This window comes from Bradyrhizobium sp. 1(2017), assembly GCF_011602485.2.
Classification (GTDB): domain Bacteria; phylum Pseudomonadota; class Alphaproteobacteria; order Rhizobiales; family Xanthobacteraceae; genus Bradyrhizobium.
Window position 1 is genome coordinate 4,150,344 of the sequence record NZ_CP050022.2, and the last position, 20,144, is coordinate 4,170,487.

Consider the following 20,144-nt stretch of genomic DNA (forward strand, 5'->3'; position numbering starts at 1 on the left):
GTCGATGAGTGAGCGGCAGAACCAGTACAATATCGGCCTCGACAAGACCCCCGCCAACTATGTGCCCCTGAGCCCGCTGAGCTTCCTCGCGCGCAGCGCCGCCGTCTTTCCCGATCACGTCAGCACCGTCTATGAGGGCCGCAGCTTCACCTGGGCGCAGACCCACGAGCGCTGCCGCCGCTTCGCCTCCTATCTGTCGGGCAAGGGCATCGGCGTCGGCGACACCGTGGCGGCGATGCTGCCGAACATCCCGGCGATGAACGAGGCGCACTTCGCCGTCCCCATGACGGGCGCTGTGCTCAACGCTCTCAACATCCGCCTCGATGCGCCCTCGATCGCCTTTCAGCTCGACCATGGCGGCGCCAAGATCATCCTGGTCGACCCGGAATTCTCCGGCGTCATCAGCGACGCGCTGGCGCAGATGAGCGGGCCAAAGCCGTTCGTGATCGACGTCGACGATGCCGCCTTCCCCGGCGGCCAACGCATCGGCCAGATCGAATATGAGGCGGCGCTCGGGCTCGGAGATCCAGGCTTCACCGCAATCCCACCGACCGACGAGTGGGACGCGATCGCGCTGAGCTATACGTCGGGCACCACCGGCAATCCCAAAGGCGTCGTCACCCATCATCGCGGCGCCTATCTGAACGCCGTCAGCAACATCCTTGCCGGCAATCTCGGCCAGCATCCGGTCTATCTCTGGACGCTGCCGATGTTCCATTGCAACGGCTGGTGCTTTCCCTGGACCATTGCGGCAGCCGCCGGAATCAATGTCTGCCTGCGCAAGGTCGAGCCGAGCAGGATCTTCGAGCTGATCCGGCAACATGGCGTCACCCACATGTGCGGCGCGCCGATCGTCTACAACACGCTGATCAACGCACCCGATGCGCCCAAAGGCAACGCCGCGCGCCGCGTCGTCGGCCTGATCGCTGGCGCCGCGCCGCCCGTCGCCGTGCTCGAAGGCGCCGAAAGCATCGGCATCAAGCTGACGCATGTCTATGGGCTGACCGAGGTCTACGGCCCCGCTTCCGTCTGCGCCGAGCAGCCCGGCTGGGATGACCTGCCCGCCGCCGCGCGCGCGCGCATGAAGCGCCGGCAGGGCGTGCCCTACCCGCTCGAGGAAGCCGTCACTGTCATCGATCCGCAGACCATGCAGGAGGTGCCGCGCGACGGCGAGACCATCGGCGAGGTCATGTTCCGCGGCAACATCGTGATGAAGGGCTACCTCAAGAACGAGAAGGCGACCAAAGAGGCGTTCGAAGGCGGCTGGTTTCACACGGGCGATCTCGGCGTGCTCGACGAGCACGGCTACGTCATCATCAAGGACCGCTCCAAGGACATCATCATCTCCGGCGGCGAGAACATCTCCTCGGTCGAGGTGGAGGATATCCTCTACAAGCACCCGGCCGTGCTGTTCGCGGCCGTGGTCGCCAAGCCGGATCCGAAATGGGGCGAGGTGCCCTGCGCCTTCGTCGAGCTCAAGGATGGCGCCAGCGCGAGCGAAGCCGAGATCATTGCGTTCTGCCGCTCGCAGCTAAGCGGCTTCAAGACGCCGAAGGCGATCGTGTTCGGGCCGATCCCGAAGACGTCCACCGGCAAGATCCAGAAATTCCTGCTGCGCAACGAAGTCGGATCAGTCAAGGCGATCTCGGCGTAGATTAGCCGCTCAGCCGCTTCGTCGTTCGTAGACGGCCGGTGCTGCTTCGCGAGACGACGGTCGCAGCTTCAGCATGATCCAACCTGCCAGTTTCTTGTGCTTGGCCTCGGTGGCCTTGGCGAAATAGTAGGCCGCGACATTCGAAACAACGATTGCCGCGCTGAACGTCAGCCATAGCGGCATCGGCGACCAGACGACGATGATATTGACGATCGTCATGTGGATGAGAAAAAGGCTGTAGGAATAGTTCGCGAAAAATTCGACGAGTCCGCGGCGTTGCGACAGAACGTTCCAGGCCTGCGCAGCAACGGCAAGACACACGAACCACGCGGCAAACACGGGATAGGAAATAAGCGCATATTCGTTGCCGCGCACATGGCCAACTCGCCATCGCCAGAACAGAAAGATTGACAACGCGGCGCAAACGACCATGACGGTACGATCAATTCTCATATTGATCACGATGAAATACCCGGCAAAGCCAAGGAGCCAGAGAATGAAAAGGCTCCGAGCGACGCTCGATGCCTCGGTGAAGTAGCTGAGCGGCAATGCGGCCGACGCAATCACCAGCAAGAGGCCCGCAATCCGATTGCGCCCGATGCAGAAGAAGAACGCGCCGCCGATGAGGTAGTAGATGTGAAATTCCGCCGCGAGCGAGCTGAGTTGTCCCGCCGAGCCAAACGTTCCGCCGCCCCATTCTCCCGGATACCCCTGGAGCATCGCGAGGTTCCTGAAGAAGCTCGTCGCGTTGTCAGGCACGATCGGCATGCCGAGCGCGGAGGCTGCATAGTCGAGCGCAGCGATCAAAAGCAGAGCCGGAGCATAGGCCGAATAGATGCGGGCGAAACGTTCGACCGCGTAGTTGATCAAGAAATAGGTCTCGGACTTCGTCCGCTCATGGAGCGTGAAAGCGATCACAAAGCCCGACAGGACGAAGAACAGCATGACCCCGATGTCAGGCACCAACGTCTGACGCGCACCGCCTGTCGCGGCAAAGGTGTAATTCCACGTGTGTCCGACGCACACCATTTGCGCGGCACAGGCGCGGAGCAAATCGAGCAGCGTCGAGGTGTCGTTCTTCGAGCGATCGAGACTGAACATTCTGACATCATTAAGCGAGCTTCCCAACGAAGTATAGCGGAAGAGCAACGACGGCGATCGAGGGCGGCCCAGCAAAGCCGCAAGCGGTCGGCTCAGGCCGATCCCAAAGACCTCGACCAGAACGATCCAGGAAATTCTCGCTGCGCAGCGAAGCCCCCCGGTTGGCGAAGACGATTTCATCCTGGACCAGCGCCCGCCTTCCCGCAGAAGGCGCGGATTGACGCTGTGTCCGCAGAGCGACCGTGATTCGTCCGGAAACCGATCGCGCGGCTTCAACGAAATCGAGACACGACAGGAAAAGATTGGAAAACGTTAGAGACGCATTAGCGAAGTGTCGAGCCTCGTGCGGTCCTATACCCGCAAGGCCATGCTGCGGTAAGCGTGGTAGGCGCTCAACGCGTCTCCAGCCGCAGCCCGTCATAGGCCGGCACCACGCCTGCCGGCAGTGACTGCCTGAGAACCTCGTAATCGACGTCGGCGGTCATGTTGGTGATGACCGCACGCTTCGGCTTGAAGCGCTCGATCCACGACAGTGCGTCGTTGATGCTGAGATGGCTGGTATGGGTGGTGTAGCGCAGGCCGTCGATGATCCAGAGGTCCAGATTTTCCAGTGCGCCCCAGCTCTCGCGCGGGATGTCGTTGAGATCCGGCGTGTAGGCGGCATCGCCGATGCGGTAGCCGAGCGCGGGAATGGCGCCGTGCTGCACCAGGAAGGCCGTCATCGTCACCGCGCCGCCCTTCCCCAGGATGATCTGGCTTTCGCCTGCTTCAATCGAATGTCGGGTCAGGATCGGCGGATAGTCACTGCCCTCGGGCGAGATGAAGCAATAGGAGAACCGCGCCATGATGTCCTTGGCGGTCGACAGGTTGAGGTAGGTCGGGATGCGCCGGCGCATCTTCATGACGACCGAGCGCAAATCGTCCATGCCGTGGGTCTGGTCGGCGTGCTCGTGGGTCAGGAACACGGCGTCGATGTGGTCGACGTTGGTCGAAAGCAATTGCTCGCGCAGGTCCGGCGAGGTGTCGATCACGATGCGCGTGATGCCGTGCTCGGAAATCCGTTCGACCAGCAGCGAGCAGCGGCGACGGCGGTTCTTGGGGTTGTCGGGATCGCAGGCGCCCCAACCGAGCGCCGGGCGCGGCACACCGGCGGAGGAGCCGCAACCCAGGATCGTCAGCGTCAGTGTCATGCGCCTTCCGAAGCTTTCACCTTGGAGAACAGGCGGAAGAAGTTCTCGGTGGTCTGGCGCGAGATCTCCTCGAGCGATACGCCGCGCGTTTCGGCGAGCACTTTTGCGACCTCGACCACATAAGCCGGCTCGTTGCGCTTCCCCCGGAACTTACCGGGCGCAAGATAAGGCGCGTCTGTTTCAACCAGAATACGGTCGGACGGCAGCTCGGCCGCCAGCGCGCGCAGGGACTCCGATTTCTTGAAGGTCAGGATGCCCGTGAAACCGATATAGAGCCCCAGCGAGACCGCCTTCAGCGCGAGCTCACGTCCGCCGGTGTAACAATGCAGCACGGCGCGAAACGATCCATGTCCGGCCTCCTCCTCGAGGATGCGCGCGCAATCCTCATCCGCCTCGCGGGTGTGGATCACGAGCGGCAGACCGCTGGTGCGTGCCGCGGCAATGTGGGCGCGAAAGCCCCTCGCCTGCGCATGGGGCGAGCCGTTGTCGTAGAAATAATCCAGCCCCGCTTCGCCGAGCGCGACGACCTTGGGATGCCCGGTCAGCGCGATCAGTTCGTCCGGCGTGATGCCATCTTCCTCATCCGCATTGTGGGGATGGGTGCCGACCGAGCAATAAACGTCCTCGTAGCGCTCGGCGATGGTCAGAAGCTGGTTCAGCCTGCGTACCCGCGTCGAGATCGTGACCATGCGCGTGATACCGGCTGCACGCGCCCGCGACACGATCCCGTCGAGATCCTCCGCAAAGTCCGGAAAATCCAAATGGCAATGGCTATCGACCAGCATCGCGCGAACGCCTTCAGGCCGCCGGCTCGATGTAGCGCGGGAACGCCGGTGTCGGGGCCGGCAAGGACGAACCGGGCGCGATCCGCCTGGTGCCGCCGAGCGTTGCAAAATTGCGCTCGTCCGCGGGGATGCCGAGGCTGTCGAGCAGCAGTCCCGAGGCCGTCGGCATCGCCGGCTGGGCCAGGATCGCAATCTGACGCACCACCTCGGCGGTGACATAGAGCACCGTCTTCTGCCTGACAGGGTCGGTCTTGGCGAGCGCCCACGGCGCTTCGCCCGCGAAATAGCGGTTGGCCTCCGCGACCACGGCCCATACGGCGTTGAGCCAGTGATGGATCTGTTGCGTCGCCATGGCTTCGCGCGAGGCGGCGACCATGCCGTCGGCCATCGCCAGGATCGCCTTGTCATTGTCGCTGAACTCGCCGGGCTCCGGCAGCACGCCGCCGAGTTGCTTGGCGATCATCGACAAGGAGCGCTGCGCAAGGTTGCCGAGATCGTTGGCGAGATCGGCATTGATCCGCGCGACGATGGCCTCGTGGTTGTAATTGCCGTCCTGGCCAAACGGCACCTCGCGCAGGAAGAAGTAGCGCAACTGGTCGACGCCATATTGGTCGGCGAGGTTGAATGGATCGACGGTGTTGCCGACCGACTTCGACATCTTCTCGCCCCTGTTGAACAGGAAGCCGTGGGCATAGACCCGCTTCGGCAGCGGGATCCCGGCCGACAGCAGGAACGCCGGCCAGTACACCGCGTGGAAACGGATGATGTCCTTGCCGATGATGTGCACGTCGGCCGGCCAATAGCGCCAGTTTCCATCGCCCTCGTCGGGGAAGCCGACGCCGGTGATGTAGTTGGTCAGCGCGTCGACCCAGACATACATCACGTGCTCTTCGTCGCCGGGCACTTTCACGCCCCAGTCGAAGGTCGTTCGCGAGATCGAGAGATCGCGCAGGCCGCCCCTGACGAAGCTCACCACCTCGTTCTTGCGCGAGTCCGGCCCGATGAAATCGGGATGATCCGCATAGAGCCGCAAGAGCTTGTCCTGGTATGCAGACAGGCGGAAGAAATAGCTTTTCTCCTCGACCCATTCGACCGGCGTGCCCTGCGGCCCGAGCCGGACGCCGTCATCGTTCAAGCGCGTCTCGTCCTCGGCGTAATACGCCTCGTCGCGCACGGAATACCAGCCGGCATAGGTGTCGGCATAGATGTCGCCGTTCGCTTCCATGCGCCGCCAGATCTCCTGGCTGGAGCGATGATGCTGCTCCTCGGTGGTGCGGATGAAGCGATCGAACGACACGTTCAGGCGCTCGTCCATCTCCTTGAAGCGCCCGGCATTGCGGGTCGCGAGCGCAGAGACGGACATGTTCTCGCCGGCCGCCGTCTGAACCATTTTCTGGCCATGCTCGTCGGTGCCGGTCAGGAAGAACACGTCCTTGCCGTCGAGCCGCGCAAAGCGCGCCAGCACGTCGGTCGAGATCGCCTCATAGGCGTGACCGATATGCGGGCTGCCATTGGGATAGGCGATCGCGGTCGTGATGTAGAAGACGTTGTCGCGCGCGGGCGCCGCAACGGGCGCGACGGCTTGCGCAGCCACGACGGGCTCCGGCGCGCGCGGCACCCTGGGTTTCGAGACTTTGGGCGTCACGGCTTTCGGCGGCGTGGCGGCGGACGACGGCGTGGCGACAGGCGCAGCCACCGTCGCCTTCTTGGTCGCTTTCTTCGCCGGAGCCTTGGCCGGCTTTCCGGCCGTCTTCTTCACTGCCTTCTTGGCGACGGCCTGCTTCTTCGCAGCCTTTTTGCCGATCGTCTTCGCCGTCTTCGCAGCGCTCTTCTTCACACCCTTCTTGGCCGCAGCCTTCCTGTTCTTCTTGGCGACCGTGCGCGCGAGCGCCTTCACGGCCTTTTTCGCGGCCTTCTTGACGGTTTTCTTGGCGGCCTTCTTCGCAGCCTTCTTGCCGCTCTTGCGCTTGACGGTTTTCTTAGCTCGCGTTGCCACCACGAATTCCTTTATCGGCTTCTCGAAATCTGGAAACGAACCTGCGTTCGGTTATTGTTTGAGCATGATCTTCTCGGAAAACCGCTGCACACTTTTCCGGTTCACGCTCTAGCGCGTTGCGTCCGCCAGCCAGCCGAACACCGAGAAAACCAAGGGCTTGCGCTCCAGATTGTAGGTTTCGGTGTCGCGCGCGGCGCGGACGATCTTTTCCCATACCTCAGCTAGACGCGCAAGGCGCGGCAGGTTCTGGTTGGCGTTGGCTTCGTCCGCATGCAGACGCTCCGCGATCCAGCGGTCGATGCCGTCGATGAAGGCGGCGAGCGCGACGCGGTCGCTGGTGCCAAGCGAATCGCCGAGCGTGTGCAATTCGCGCGGATCGACCTGCGGCAGACGCGCGAGCAGCGCCGCCGTACGCTGCTGGAGCTTGAGCGCATCGCCGCCGAGCAGCGTCAGCGCCCGCGCGACACTGCCCTCCGAGGCCTCGGCCGCCTCGCGCAGCGCGGGATCGCTCGGATCGAGATCGGCTGCGGACGCCGCAGCACCGATCACATCGTCCGTGGCGAGCGGGCGCAGGCGCAGCTTGCGGCAACGCGACTGGATCGTGGCGAGGACGCGTGCGGGCGCGTGGCTGACCAGCAGAAACAGCGATTGCTGCGGCGGTTCTTCGAGGATCTTCAGCAATGCGTTGGCTGCATTGGGGTTGAGCTCGTCGACGGTGTCGACGATGCAGACGCGCCAGCCCTCGGCGGCGGCTGTCGAGCCGAAGAACCCGATCGTCTCGCGCGTCTCGTCGACGGTGATGACGGTGCGCATCACACCGCGGTCGTTGGCGGTGCGCTCCAGCGTCAGCAGGCCGCCATGCGAGCTCGCCGCAACCTGCCGCGCCACAGCGTTATCGGGATCGATCGCAAGATCCTCGGCGCGCTGCACGGAGGACGTCAGCGGTTGACCATGGGCGAGCACAAAGCGCGCCATGCGGTAGGCCAAGGTCGCCTTGCCGATCCCTTGCGGCCCGCCGATCAGCCAGGCATGCGGGATGCGGCCGCTGCGATAGGCGGTGAGCAGCGCCGCCTCGGCCTCGCGATGGCCGAACAACCTCGACGTCTCGCGCGGATGTGGAATGGCGCTTTCGCGTTCGGTCTGACGCGGGCTCATCTCGAGACCACCGATGCCGGCGTGGGAAGGAGACGTTCGCGCAGCGCCGTCCATATCCGCCCGGCGACCGTATCGGGATCGGAGTTGGCGTCGATCAGTACGCAACGCGCGGGCTCTTCCGCGGCGATCTTGCGGTAGGCGTCACGCAGACCCTGGTGGAACGTGAGGTTCTCGCCCTCGAACCGGTCGGGGGTGGCACTGCCGCGGCGCGCGGCGGCGCGCTGCAGGCCGATCTCGACCGGCAGGTCGAGGATGATGGTGAGGTCCGGCTTGAGATTGCCGATCGTGACACGCTGCATCGCGTTGATCAGGCCAGCCGGCACGCGGCCGAGGCTGCCCTGATAGGCCCGCGTCGAGTCGGCGAAACGGTCGCACAGCACCCAGGTGCCTTGGTTGAGCGCAGGCTGGATCACGGTGCGGACGTGATCGTCGCGGGCGGCGGCAAACAACAGCGTCTCGGCTTCGGGTCCGAGCAGCTTGCCCATGCCTGACAGGACCAGATGACGCATGATCTCGGCGCCCGGCGAGCCCCCCGGCTCGCGCGTGACGAGGATGCGCATCCGTGCCGCCTTGAGGCGGTCGGCGAGCTTCTTGATCTGGGTCGACTTCCCCGCCCCCTCACCGCCTTCAAAGGTGATGAAGCGCCCGCGTCCAGACGGCCATCTTACCGCGCTTTCACTCATGGTCAGAGCTTCTCGGCGCCTGCGCGGAACATGCCGATCACGAGCTCGCTGGCGCCATCGATGGCGCGGCGGACGGTCGATCCGGTGCCGATCGCTTCGGCGGCATAGACCGGCGTCTCCACCGCGATGTTGCCGCTGCGCCAGACCCTGACGACGCCGACCCGCTGGCCGGCCTCGACCGGGGCGCGCACTGGGCCGCTATAGACGATGCGGGCGATCAGCTTGTCGTTGCCGTTCTTGTGCACCATCACCTTCACGGGCGTCTTGGCGACGAGCTTCACCGAACGGCTTTCGCCGCCGAACACCTTGGCGTAGCCGACAGGCTGCTCGGCCGCGATCAGCGTGCGGGTCTCGAAATTACGAAAGCCCCATTCCAGCATCTTCTTGGCTTCCGTGGCACGGTCTTCAGGATCGTCCAGCCCATTGACGACCACGATCAGCCGCGTGCCGTTCTGCACCGCCGAGCCCACCATGCCATAACCGCCTTCCTTGGTGTAGCCGGTCTTGAGGCCGTCGGCGCCTTCCATCGAATTGAGCAGCGGATTGCGGTTGGGCTGACGGATCTTGTTCCAGGTGAACTCCTTCTCGCCGAACAGTTTGTAGAATTCGGGAAAGTCCAGGATGATGTGACGGGCGAGGATGCCGAGTTCGCGCACCGTCATCTTGTTGCCGGGATCGGGCAAGCCGTTGGAGTTGGCGAAGGTCGATCGGGTGAGACCAAGCTCTCGCGCGCGCTTGGTCATGAACTCGGCGGCGAAAATCCGCTCGTTGCCCGCCATGGCTTCGGCGAGCGCGATGCAGGCGTCGTTACCGCTCTGGATGATCGCCCCGTGCAGGAGATCGTCGACCGAGACCTTGCTGTTGATCGCCGCGAACATGGTCGAGCCGCCCGAAGGCGCCCCGCCCCTGCGCCAGGCATTCTCGCTGATCCGGTATTCGTCGGTCAGCTTGATGTCGCCCTTCTTGACGGCGTTGAAGACGACCTCCGCGGTCATCAGCTTCATCATGCTCGAGGGCGCGCGCAGCTCGTCGGCGTTCTTCTCGAACAGCACGCTGCCCGAGGAAGCCTCGATCAGGATCGCGGTCGGGGCGTCGCCGTCGAAGCCGATGTCTTCTGCTTTCTTGGCGCCCTGGACGCTCTGGTTGGCGGCGTAGAGCGCCCCGCCCCAGCCGATGCCTGCGACCAGAACTGTCGCGATCAGCCCGCGCGCCAGCGCACCGGCGGTGAACCGGGGACGACGAAGCAAGGAAGAATGAAATGCCATGGCGAAGCCCTGAGAGCGGCGTTCTAACAGCTGGAACAGGTGCGAACAACACAGGGTTGGCCGCGCCTTCCCGAGATTGCACGATTCTCGTCGCGCCCCTATCGTGGCACCTTACATTTCCTGACCAAACCCCTGAAACAAGGCGGAAAAGCGAAAATGTCCTCAACCCGGACGATCAAGACCAACGGGGTCGAGCTCTTCATCCGCGAGCAGGGCCAGGGGCCGCTCGTGGTGCTGTGCCATGGCTGGCCGGAACTGTCCTATTCCTGGCGCCACCAGATCCCGGCGCTGGCGGCGGCCGGGTTTCACGTCGTCGCCCCCGACATGCGCGGCTATGGCCAGAGCGCAGCGCCACCTGACGCAGCCGCCTACTCCATCTTCGACACCGTCGGCGATGTCGTTGGCCTCGTGCAGGCACTCGGCGAGAGCAAGGCCATGGTGGTCGGCCATGACTGGGGCGCGCCGGTGGCTTGGCACGCAGCCCTGTTCCGCCCCGACATCTTCACGGCCGTCGCAGGCCTCAGCGTGCCGCCGCCGTTCCGCGGCCGCGGCAAGCCGCTCGATCTGTTGCGCCAGGGCGGCATCACCAACTTCTACTGGCAGTATTTCCAGACGCCCGGCGTCGCTGAGGCCGAGCTCGAGCGCGACGTCGCCCGCACCATGCGCGTCGTGCTCGGCGGACGCGGCCTGGCCGATCCCTCCGCGGCCATGTTCGTGCAGGAGGGCAAGGGCTTTCTCGGTCACGCGGGCGCCGAGGAGCCCCTTCCCGGCTGGCTGAGCGAGGCTGACCTCGCCTATTTCACCGAAAGCTTCCGCAAGTCCGGCTTTCGCGGCGGGCTGAACTGGTACCGCAACCTCGACCGCAATTGGGAGCTGACGGCGCCCTGGCAGGACGCGCAGATCCATCAGCCGTCGCTGTTCATCGCCGGCTCCAGGGATGCCGTCATCACCGGCCTGATCGGGGCCAAGCGCGTCAACGAGCTCGAGCGCGTGCTGCCCAATCTGAAGCGCAAGCTGATCCTCGAGGGCGCCGGCCATTGGGTGCAGCAGGAGCGCCCCGACGAGGTGAACGCTGCGCTGGTGACGTTTCTGAAGGAGAGCGCGGCCTAGTACAGCCCGCGCCCGCTCAGGATGCTGCGGGCTTCGGCTGCACCATCCGAGGCATAGGCGGCGGACGGCGCGCTCTCGCTCGCGTAGCGGCCGTTCTCGTCATAGGACACCGCGCGCGCGTTCTGGAGCGCCCGGCCCCGGCCGCGGCTGGAGGCCGACATTTCCGAGGTCGCATTGAGCGAGGCCATATCGGCCGAGGTGCTGCCGAGATTGTACGGGCGCCCCTCCGGCATCGGAACCTCGCCGCGAATGGTACCGCGGCGCGACGAGGACAATTCCGGCACGAAGGGTTTGGCCGAAGCGACCCGGACCATCGAGGGGGTCGGCGCCGGAACGCCGGTGCGCAGGGTGGCCATCAGCTGGCGGTCGTCGGAGCCTTCGAGCGGTGCCCGGCCGACATATTCGACCCGCACCTTGGCGACGCCATTGCCTTTGAATTCAAGCAGTTCGGCGGCCTTGTTCGAGACGTCGATGAGCCGGTTGCCGTGATAGGGCCCGCGGTCATTGACGCGCACGATCAGCGATTTGCCGTTCGAGACATTTGTCACCCGCGCATAGGACGGCATCGGCAGGGTCGGGTGCGCCGCCGTCAGCGACGTCATGTCGAACACTTCGCCATTGGCGGTCAGGCGGCCGTGGAAATCGTCGCCATACCAGGACGCCATGCCCTCGGCCCGGTAGTTGACGTCCTCCTCGGGCACGTAGGTCTTGCCGGCCACGACATAGGGCTTGCCGACGCGGTAGGTGCCGCCGCCCTTCGGGACCGGATCGCCGAAGGCCACCACCCGGGGGCTCGAGGACACGCCGTACTTCGGATCGACGCGGCTGGCGAACTTGTTCGAGGAGGCGCAATTGGCGAGCGCAAGGCAGGTCGCGACCGCCGCAACGCCACGCGCGGCCCGCAAAACCGAATCTGACCGTCGGATCCCCATTCGCCCCAAATACCATTCCCGCCGACGGCTGCCCAACCCGCGTTGGCTACGGGAACGCCGTCCGGTCATCTGATCCGAGGCGGCCCACCACCGCATCGGAAGCGGTAAGGATAACGCAACCCGAACACGGCGGAAATGGGGAGCCCGCAGCGATCCCGCTGGGATGGTAAACGGGACGTTCGCCCTCCCCGTTCATCTACGGAGCGCGGGCGCCCTGCTTTGTGCCAAGGCTGGACAGTCTGTTGCGCCAAATCCTCACTCCACCCCCATTGTCGCGCCGCTCACCGAAATTCTTTTGACTGTGCAAGGCCGCACGCGTTCTCTCGGATGCAAGGGCGGGATTTGGAATTTAACGATGATCGAGACGGTTTCGGCACTGATGGGTCTGGTTAGCGCGGCAATCTTCCTGGCCCATGCCTTCGAAGGTTACCGCACGAGGGCCTGAAGGCACTCGCGCGGTGGCAAGCATCACCTCTTTCAAGGCGGCACGTTCGGATAATCTTAATCGATCCGATCGAGTATCGAAGACGAGAGCGGCAGGTGTCCCATGAGTAACCATGACCTCGTATCCGATGGCTTCCTGGCACTGACTGCAGGCGGCTTTGTCCTGCTCTGTTCGAGCCTCGTGGCATTGGCCTTCGGCTGACCCGAATCAGAGCTCCTCGCTTTTCCGACGACGGCCATACTGCGCTGCAAACTCGTGTTTGCCCGGGATTGCCCTGCTCTCGCTTTATTGATTGAATTTCCGCGTTCGGCGCCTCGACTTACATTTCAGGAGGCCATCACCAACGAGGGTGACCAACATGCTTGCCGAGAAGTTTTTCCTGGTTCTGGAATCCCTGATCCGCGGCGATCGCACCTATCCGGACGGAAGTCCGCGGCAGATCAGCACCTCCCCGCACGTGCCGGTGAAATTGCCGGGCCGCAAATAGCCGGCTCGCCGTCGAGCCCCGGTCACGCACCGCTCAGCGCAGGCCCAGCAGCGAGCGGCGATAGCGGGCATCGCGCGCTTCGCCCAGACAGACGAAGCTGCCGTCGAAGCCCTGGCGATATCGCTTCTGGGCCCTGGTGTAGTAGACGCCCTTCCTGAAATCGAGCCAGACCACCTGATCGTGCGGACAATGGCGCTGCGCCTGCGCCTCGTAGCGAAACGGCGACAGCGGCGTTGCCGATACCTCCGCGCCGGAGCCGGCAATGATCGCAGCGAGCGCAATCCCGCCGACCCCTCTCCTGATGCCGCTCCAGGACACGTGCCCCTCCCGATCCCGGCCGCCCGCGTGACGGCCTTGGTCGGCAGGCTAGCACGAAACAGCACCGAGCCTGGAAGGTGGCGAGCGCCCGCCGCGTCTTCCGCCGGCCATCTTGCCGGGGTACATGGACGGCGGTCGTCTCGATGCGAGGATGCTGCCTGAATGTCGGTTGAGCCTGGACCCAGCACCGAATCCCGTCCGCCCTCGCCGCGCCTGGGCCTGCTGCCGATGATCATCTTCGGCTCGCGCTGGCTGCAGCTGCCGCTCTATCTCGGGCTGATCGTGGCGCAGTGCGTCTATATCGCGCTGTTCCTCAAGGAGCTCTGGCACCTGTCCTGGCACGCGCTCGATCTCACCGAGCAGCAGATCATGATGAGCGTGCTGGCGCTGATCGACGTCGTGATGATCTCAAACCTGCTGGTGATGGTGATCGTCGGCGGCTACGAGACCTTCGTCTCGCGGCTCGAACTCCAGGGTCATCCCGACGAGCCGGAATGGCTCGGCCACGTTAATGCGAGCGTGCTGAAGATCAAGCTCGCCATGGCCATCATCGGCATCTCCTCGATCGCGCTGCTGCGCACCTTCATCGAGGCCGGCAATCTCGGCTCGAACCGCGCCGGCTTCACCGAGAGCGGCGTGATGTGGCAGGTGCTGATCCACCTCACCTTCGTCGTCTCGGCGATCGGCATCGCCTATGTCGACAAGCTCGGCGATTCCGGGACGCGCAAACACGCCGAGTGAGGTGCGGCGCGGCAACGGGACTCTTCAAGAGATACGGATTGGGCAGCGCGCCTCGGTCAACCCTTGGTCAACCCTGATCAACCCTTGGCCGCGGCCGCTTCGCGCGCGAGGCGCTCGGCTTTGAGCCGCTCCTTGTTGGCGTAAAACGCCTTCTGCGCCTCTTCGTGGTCGCGCATGGCCTTTTCGGCCTCGATCCGGCGTGCCGCATCGCGCGCCTGGCGCTGCTCGGGGGTCAGGGGTTTGCGTCGGAAGGAAAGGTCTTCAGTCATGCGAAGGAAACGCGGGGATCAGGAAAAAGTTCCGCATGGCCCTGCCGACCCGCACAGGCCCCGACATTATATCTGCGAAAACAACCCCATGCACAGTAGCTAAGTCATTGTAACATAATCCCTTTTGAATCGCGCACACGGGGCGGTTGAGCCGTCGGGCAAAACACCGGCAACCTGCCAGCTTCGGACAATCATCAAGATCATGGCCGACCTCCACGAACATCGTCATCCGGTGGTGGAATCTCGATGTCCGCGATCACGGGCAGATGGTCTGAATAGGCCCTTGCCTCCAGGTCGGTCCAAACTTTCCCGATCCGGCTGTCGGGCGTTGCATAGATCCGGTCGAGCCGCATGAGGGGCAGGCGCGAGGGGAAAGTCCGCAGTCGCGTACGGTTGGGACAGACCTGCGCGAGCACGCGCCGCACCGATCTGACCCAGAACCAGTCGTTGAAATCGCCGAGGACAACGGTCCTTCCCGGTTTCACCAGGCTCACCAGGGCCCGCGCCTGGGCATAACGCTCATGGATACTCAAGCCGAGATGCGTGGCCACCACGCGCACATCGCCGGCGGGCGTCAGCAAGTCCGTGGCAATCGCCCGGCGTGGCTCCCGCTCCCGATACGACACATCGACGATCTCGGGCACGCCGGAGAACGGAAAGCGGCTCAGCAGCATCTGACCGTACTCGCCGTCCTCGGTGACGATCGACTTGGCGTGCACGCGGTGATCGCCGACGACACTCGCCAGCTTCCCAAATGGATCGTCTGACCGTGATCGCGAATCCACTTCCTGAAGCGCGACCACATCGGGGGTCCACTTGCGCAAAATGGAGCAGACGCCCTCGAGATCGAACTTCGGATTGAGATTGAACGTGCCATGCACATTCCACGTCATGAAGCGCACGGGCGCCATCAGCGCCTCCCGGCGAGCCACGTCGCGACGAATTGCGCGCCGGCGCAGACCCCGAGCCAGCCCAGGAATGCGAGTGCGAGCAGCGATATGTTGGACCAGGACGCATTCCTGGCGAGATCTGCGATCTGCGCGCCCAGGACGGCCATGGCGAGAATACCGGGCATCATGCCCAGCAGGGTTCCAGCCATGAAGTCACGCAGGGGCAGCGTGCTCGCACCAGCCACGACGTTCACCACCGAGAATGGCGCGATGGGAATCATCCGGATGACGACGACGGCCAGGATCCCCTTGCCGACAACGCGTTCCTGGATGCGCGCGGCGCGTCGCCCCAGCAGACGCTGCAGGCGTTCTCGGCCGAGGAACCGTCCGATCGTGAACAGGATGAGAGCGCTGAGCAGAACGCCTGCCATCGCGGTGACGAAACCCAGCCAAGGCCCCAGTGCGGCAGCAGTTGCGGCGATGAGCACGAGAACCGGAAAGATGACGAGCCCGCCGACGACGAAGGCTGCGATCGCAAATGGCGGCCCCCAAACGGATTCCGCATAGGCAGACAGGAATGTCGAAATATGGCCTGTGTCGGTGTAATCGCTCAGGGACGTGTACGACCAGGCCATCCCCAGTCCAAGAAGACCCACGGCGATCGAAACGATCCCGATGATGGTCTTCGTACTCCACATGCGAGATGCCGCGCGCTCCAGATGAAGCGGCAGATCAGGATCCGCCACCGGCTGAACCATGGTGGCCAGCGTACTGGTCAGGACCGAAGACTCCACTTTCCGCAACGTCTTTGCCCCCTTCGCCTTCGCTACGTCGTCCAGCAGAGCGAACAGCCGCTGCTCGTCATGCGCGATGGCCTGTTCGTCGAGACCGCAGAAATGAGCGATCAGGCGACGGCGGACCGACACAATGAAATCCCGGTGCTCCTCGGTCGCGGCTTCAAAAATCAGGTCGCATTCGCTGTCGGCTCCCATCGACCGGTTGTTCAGGTTGGCCGAGCCGATCCTCAAGATCCGGTCGTCGACGACCAAGAGCTTGCTGTGCACCATCACGGCGGCTTCCTTCTCCCCGCTGCGCGAGACCGGGTAGACGAAGCGGATGCGATCGGCCACGCCAGCCTCGCTGAAACAAGCGATGAAGGCGCCTCGGCCGTTCTGCATGGCCTGAGATTCCAGCCACGAGGAATGTAGTTTGGGAGCAACGATCAGAGCACGAAGCGACGGAACGCGACGCATCTGCTCGGCCAGTTCGCGCGCTATCCTCGTCGCACTAGTGAACTGGTTTTCGACGTACACGAAGCTCGTCGCCGACCGGATCGCTGCGATCAACGAGCGTTCGATCTCCCTGATCGTCGAGCCTGCAGGAGAGACCACCTCGGTCCTGGCGATCCCGACCGGCAAGTGCTCGGCTTCGACCGGCACATTCGCCGGCCAGCGATCGCCCTTCGGCGCGCGCCGTTCATCGGCCTGTTGGCCGGCCGCGCGCCAGCGTTCCTCCACGAGTTCGAACAGCTGCACCGCGGCATCCCCGTCGACCAGGCATTGGACATCATGAAACGGCGGGTATGGCTTCCGCTGGGGGTCGCAGCGCATTGCGTTGTCGGCGCGATGATCACTCGTGTCCCAGCGCCTGATGGTCAGATCGAGCCCGCCGGCGAACGCCAGTGAACCGTCGACACAGACGATCTTCTGGTGTTGGGCCGAGCCAAACGGAAGCGTGGCGTCCAGATGAAAGCGCACGCGGCCATCCGTGTCGGCGGTGAATTTCGCCGCCGAATTCCATTCCCTCTCAGAGGCGTAAAACGAGACGAAGTCCCAGACGAGGATGTTGATGCGCAAGGCGGGGCGGCGCTGAACCAGCGCGCGCAGGAACGGACCCAGCTCCTCAGGCAAGCCGTCATCCGCCTGTCCGGAAGCTCCGACCAGCCGGGTCCTGCTATGGATATCCCATCCGACGATGTAGACGAGATCCTGCGCCTCCAGCAGCGCCTCCCGCAGGGCCGCAAAATAAGCGGCGGCATCGTTCAGAACCGCCACGCGCTGCGCCTCGCACCGCCGCCACACGGTGTCGCCGGGGATCAGGGTCGATGAACTCTGAAGCAGGTGGACCTCGCAAATCGCGTTTGCGTCTAAACGCGCTGAACGCTCAAGGGGTTCCTCGCCTTCAGGGGAGCTCAACGGGTGCTGCTCGCGGCCAGCGGCAGCTCCGGCGTAGACGCGGCTTTGCCGTCGGCACCGCCGCATGCGTTCGTACCGCCGGCCGGCTGGACGAAGACATCGCTTCGCGCCACGCCGCATTCCTGCACGACATGCTCAACCGCCAGCTCGGCGCCGCGGCGCGTGTCGAATGCTCCGATGATCGTGCTTTCCAAGGCCGCTCTCCGTGGCTGGGTCGAGAGTGCGGACAACGCGAGCCAAGGCCAGCGTTCCTGAAAGCTTGGGACGTGTTCCTCAACAGCGCACAGGAAAAGAAGCGCCACAGTTACGAAGCCACCATCTCGTCGCTCCGGAGAGGTAGCGGACAGCTTGTCGCAGTTGTGCCGAAAATATCACAGACGGAGGCCGACGGCCCCAACTTAAATCTATTCTAGGCGCCGTTGCGATGCGTGCCCACGGTCCTTCGGATAAGGCAGCAGATGGCTGTGTTTCCGGGGGTTACAGAATGCATTTTTTTAAGACTATTGCATCTCGCGCGGTTTTGGCTGGCGCGACAGGTTCGATCATCCTTCTCGTCGAAATTCCGAGCGAAGCTTTCGCGCAGCAACAAGCGCTGCCTCCCGTAACTGTTGAAGCGGCGAAACCATCTGCTCGTCCCGCACGTCCCGCTCGCCGCGCCGCGCGCGCCCCGGCGACGACGCGTCGCATCGCGGCCCAACGGCAAGACGCAGTTCCCGAAGCGGCGCGTGATGGTGGCGCCGGCATCGAACGCGCCAATGGCCCGGTCAACGGCATGGTCGCACGGCAGAGCGCAACAGGAACCAAGACGGACACGCCGATCCTCGAAACGCCGCAATCCATCACGGTGGTGCCCAGACAGCAGATCGAACTACAGGGCGCTCAGTCGATCGGCGAGGCCATTCGCTATACGTCTGGCACGCAAGGTCAATTGTACGGCGCGGCGTCAGTGTTTGACACGGAGGTCAGAGTCCGCGGCTTCATCGCGCCACGTTATCTCGACGGCTTGCGCTTGCCTTACGACACGACGATCCAGTTCGCTCAACCGCGAACTGAGCCTTATGGGCTCGAGCGGATCGAAATCCTCAAGGGACCCGCGTCGGGGATTTACGGCCAAGCCTCACCTGGCGGCATTCTCAACATGGTGAGCAAGCGGCCGACCATCGAGCAGCGCGGAGAAGTCGAGGTCCAGACAGGCAGCTTCGACCGGATCCAGGGCGCCTTCGACGTCTCCGGCCCGATCGACAAGAACCGCGAGTTTCTCTATCGCATCGTCGGCCTGGGGCGCGAGAGCGACACATTTGTCGATAGGAACAAGGAGCAGCGCTATTTTCTTGCGCCGAGCTTCACCTGGCAACCCACTGTCGACACGAGCCTGACGGTGCTCGCCAGCGCACAGCGCGACCGTCTTGACGGCCAGGTCCATGCCTATCTGCCGGCTTACGGCACACTCTTCCCGAATCCGAACGGCCGCATTCCGGCCAGCACCTACACCGGCGAACCGGGGTTCGACAAAATCGGATTCGACCAGGCCATGATCGGTTATGAATTCAGGCATCGTTTCGACGATGCCGTCGAATTCCGCCAGAACCTGCGGGTGGCGTCGGTCGATATCGATATGTTTTCAATGCGCAACGCCGGGACACTCTGCCCGATCGCGGGCGGCCATGTCGCCTGCTATCTCCCGGGTGTCGTGCCTCCCATTGACCCTGCGCAGCGCATCACCCTGCGCGATGCGAATTTCGTCGGTGGCAGCACGAAGAACTTCGCGATCGACAACCAGCTGCAAGCGGATTTCAACACCGGTTGGTTGCGTCATAAGGTTCTGGCCGGGCTGGACTACCAGAAGACCACGGTCGACACCGATTACCGCGGCACCTTCCCCGGCTTCCCGATTGACGTTTACAATCCGGTCTATGGTGCGACGCCGCTGCCGACCAAGGCGACGATGATACCGTTCATCAATACAACGACGAACAAGGACCAACTGGGCATCTACCTGCAGGACCAGATCAAGCTGGATCGCTGGAATCTCGTGCTGACAGGACGTCACGACCACGCGACGGCCGAAACGGTCAACAGGATCGCCAGCGTAAACGTCCCTCAGGATGATTCCGCGTTCACCGGGAGGGTCGGCCTCAACTACGTGTTCGACTTCGGCCTGGCTCCCTACATCAGCTACGCCACCTCATTCGAGCCGGTCGCAGGACTATCGTTGACCTCGGCGACGGGACAGCCCTTCAAGCCCACGACGGGAGAGGGAATCGAGGTGGGTGTCAAATACGCGCCGCCGGGCACGAGGATGCTGTTCACCACCGCCGTGTTCGACATGACCCAGCAGAACGTTGTGGTGAACACGCCGACATTCGTGCCTTTCCAGGTCGGTGCGGTCAGGGTCAAGGGCGTGGAGGCCGACTTCCGCGCAAGCATCAACGACAATTTCGACATCATCGCCGGCGGTTCTCATATCGAGCCGATCGTTCAGGAGCACATCAACCCGGCGATCGTCGGCAAGGATGTCGCGAGCGTGAATCGTGACAGCGCGTTCGTGTGGGGATTTTACAAGTTCACGGGTGGCCCGGTTGCTGGCCTGGGTCTCGGCGGCGGCGTCCGCTACACCGGCGGCGTTTGGGGCGACGATGCCAACCTGATCAGGGTTCCCGGCTATACCCTGGCCGATGCCGTGCTCACCTACGATTTCAGCTATTTGAGACACGATTGGCGCGGCTTCAACCTGCGCATCAACGTCAACAACATCTTCGACACCTATCACGTGACGAACTGCTTTACCGGCCTTGCCTTTTGTGCGCTGGGTCAGCCCCGCACCGTTCTTGCGACGCTGAGCTATCGCTGGGGAGAAACGCCAAAGCCGCCTTTGCTCGTGACGAAGTAGCAGACGAAGGCATAGAGCCATCCTGATGGGGAACGGCG

18 protein-coding genes are annotated in these 20,144 nt (G+C 63.8%); 5 read left to right on the top strand and 13 right to left on the bottom strand.

Translation table 11 applies throughout. The features are described 5' to 3' along the window. Positions 1–4 precede the first annotated feature (4 nt). A complete protein-coding gene (locus HAP40_RS19650) occupies positions 5–1,654 on the top strand; it encodes an acyl-CoA synthetase (protein ID WP_166816259.1) in 1,650 nt (549 codons plus the stop codon). Between the two features lie 9 nt (positions 1,655–1,663). Here HAP40_RS19650 and HAP40_RS19655 read toward each other — a convergent pair whose 3' ends face one another. The 7 genes from HAP40_RS19655 to HAP40_RS19685 all read right to left on the bottom strand — a co-directional run bounded on the left by HAP40_RS19655 (position 1,664) and on the right by HAP40_RS19685 (position 9,829). Further along, on the bottom strand, positions 1,664–3,031 hold the full coding sequence (locus tag HAP40_RS19655) for an acyltransferase family protein (RefSeq protein ID WP_166816258.1): 1,368 nt from the start codon (positions 3,029–3,031) through the stop codon (positions 1,664–1,666). A gap of 116 nt (positions 3,032–3,147) precedes the next feature. Further along, the gene (locus tag HAP40_RS19660) at positions 3,148–3,945 is read right to left on the bottom strand and encodes an MBL fold metallo-hydrolase (RefSeq protein ID WP_166816257.1); all 798 of its coding nucleotides are present in this window, start codon (positions 3,943–3,945) and stop codon (positions 3,148–3,150) included. Beyond that, entirely contained in the window at positions 3,942–4,730 is a 789-nt protein-coding gene (locus tag HAP40_RS19665) for a TatD family hydrolase (RefSeq protein ID WP_166816256.1), read from the bottom strand. Before HAP40_RS19665 ends, HAP40_RS19660 begins: the two co-directional genes overlap by 4 nt. A gap of 13 nt (positions 4,731–4,743) precedes the next feature. Beyond that, the gene (metG, locus tag HAP40_RS19670; RefSeq protein WP_166816255.1) at positions 4,744–6,726 is read right to left on the bottom strand and encodes a methionine--tRNA ligase; all 1,983 of its coding nucleotides are present in this window, start codon (positions 6,724–6,726) and stop codon (positions 4,744–4,746) included. Positions 6,727–6,834: 108 nt separating this feature from the next. Next, complete coding sequence (locus HAP40_RS19675; RefSeq protein ID WP_166816254.1) at positions 6,835–7,881, bottom strand: DNA polymerase III subunit delta'; 1,047 nt, start codon at positions 7,879–7,881, stop codon at positions 6,835–6,837. Next, a complete protein-coding gene (gene tmk, locus HAP40_RS19680; protein ID WP_166816253.1) occupies positions 7,878–8,564 on the bottom strand; it encodes a dTMP kinase in 687 nt (228 codons plus the stop codon). The genes HAP40_RS19675 and tmk overlap by 4 nt, the downstream gene beginning before the upstream one ends. Before the next feature lie 2 nt (positions 8,565–8,566). Continuing rightward, positions 8,567–9,829, bottom strand: a complete 1,263-nt coding sequence (locus HAP40_RS19685; RefSeq protein ID WP_208024757.1) for a D-alanyl-D-alanine carboxypeptidase family protein — start codon at positions 9,827–9,829, stop codon at positions 8,567–8,569. A gap of 156 nt (positions 9,830–9,985) precedes the next feature. Here HAP40_RS19685 and HAP40_RS19690 point away from each other — a divergent pair, with 156 nt between their 5' ends. Then, on the top strand, positions 9,986–10,939 hold the full coding sequence (locus HAP40_RS19690; protein WP_166816252.1) for an alpha/beta fold hydrolase: 954 nt from the start codon (positions 9,986–9,988) through the stop codon (positions 10,937–10,939). On the opposite strand, the gene HAP40_RS19695 is transcribed toward HAP40_RS19690, so the two are convergent. Further along, positions 10,936–11,871, bottom strand: coding sequence for a septal ring lytic transglycosylase RlpA family protein (locus HAP40_RS19695; protein ID WP_166816251.1), 936 nt, complete (start codon positions 11,869–11,871; stop codon positions 10,936–10,938). The two genes, HAP40_RS19690 and HAP40_RS19695, sit on opposite strands and share 4 nt — an antisense overlap. A gap of 803 nt (positions 11,872–12,674) precedes the next feature. Between HAP40_RS19695 and HAP40_RS19700 the strand changes: the two genes are divergently transcribed. Next, positions 12,675–12,803, top strand: coding sequence for a hypothetical protein (locus tag HAP40_RS19700; protein ID WP_256380436.1), 129 nt, complete (start codon positions 12,675–12,677; stop codon positions 12,801–12,803). A 33-nt stretch (positions 12,804–12,836) separates the two neighbouring features. Here the strand turns inward: HAP40_RS19700 and HAP40_RS19705 are convergent, their stop codons facing one another. Further along, complete coding sequence (locus HAP40_RS19705) at positions 12,837–13,121, bottom strand: hypothetical protein (RefSeq protein ID WP_166816250.1); 285 nt, start codon at positions 13,119–13,121, stop codon at positions 12,837–12,839. A gap of 162 nt (positions 13,122–13,283) precedes the next feature. On the opposite strand from HAP40_RS19705, the gene HAP40_RS19710 reads away from it, so the two are divergent. After that, complete coding sequence (locus tag HAP40_RS19710) at positions 13,284–13,862, top strand: TIGR00645 family protein (protein WP_166816249.1); 579 nt, start codon at positions 13,284–13,286, stop codon at positions 13,860–13,862. A gap of 77 nt (positions 13,863–13,939) precedes the next feature. Here HAP40_RS19710 and HAP40_RS19715 read toward each other — a convergent pair whose 3' ends face one another. From HAP40_RS19715 to HAP40_RS19730, 4 genes are all read right to left on the bottom strand, one after another. Further along, entirely contained in the window at positions 13,940–14,131 is a 192-nt protein-coding gene (locus HAP40_RS19715) for a hypothetical protein (RefSeq protein ID WP_091895525.1), read from the bottom strand. A 200-nt stretch (positions 14,132–14,331) separates the two neighbouring features. Beyond that, positions 14,332–15,042, bottom strand: a complete 711-nt coding sequence (locus HAP40_RS19720) for an endonuclease/exonuclease/phosphatase family protein (protein WP_166816248.1) — start codon at positions 15,040–15,042, stop codon at positions 14,332–14,334. After that, complete coding sequence (locus tag HAP40_RS19725; protein ID WP_166816247.1) at positions 15,042–17,075, bottom strand: VTT domain-containing protein; 2,034 nt, start codon at positions 17,073–17,075, stop codon at positions 15,042–15,044. The genes HAP40_RS19720 and HAP40_RS19725 overlap by 1 nt, the downstream gene beginning before the upstream one ends. Positions 17,076–17,212: 137 nt before the next feature. Then, positions 17,213–17,410, bottom strand: a complete 198-nt coding sequence (locus HAP40_RS19730) for a hypothetical protein (protein ID WP_166810893.1) — start codon at positions 17,408–17,410, stop codon at positions 17,213–17,215. Positions 17,411–17,700: 290 nt separating this feature from the next. Here HAP40_RS19730 and HAP40_RS19735 point away from each other — a divergent pair, with 290 nt between their 5' ends. Then, positions 17,701–20,106 carry a TonB-dependent siderophore receptor gene (locus HAP40_RS19735; protein WP_166816246.1) on the top strand — a complete coding sequence of 802 codons (2,406 nt, stop codon included), beginning with the start codon at positions 17,701–17,703 and terminating at the stop codon, positions 20,104–20,106. The last annotated feature ends 38 nt before the right edge of the window (positions 20,107–20,144 follow it).